The sequence below is a fragment of the Leifsonia sp. HAY1-4F genome (assembly GCF_056755275.1).
On record NZ_JBNDHX010000655.1, the window covers coordinates 1 to 235 of the forward strand.

Sequence of the window (235 nt, forward strand, 5' to 3'; positions counted from 1 at the left end):
GTACATCATCTGTTCTTCCTTCCGTCCAGCCGGTGGTTATTGTATATTTTTTAACCTCGTTGGCTTTATTGGCATAATAGCCCATGGTGACAGGATGGTTCTGCCATTCCTGTCCTGAAGAGATGCTGCTGATTGCGCGGTTAAGTGGAGACTTTTCCAAAACGGTATGTGAAAACGGCCTGTTGTCTCCATATACGGATACGGCAGTGTTTTTAACAGCACTGCTGTCCTGGAT

Annotated in this window: 1 protein-coding gene; it reads right to left on the reverse strand. The window is 46.0% G+C overall.

The window, feature by feature from the left end; genetic code table 11:
* A partial coding sequence (locus tag ACPYOG_RS20860; protein ID WP_481295959.1) for a DUF6443 domain-containing protein occupies positions 1-235 on the reverse strand: 235 nt, incomplete at both ends.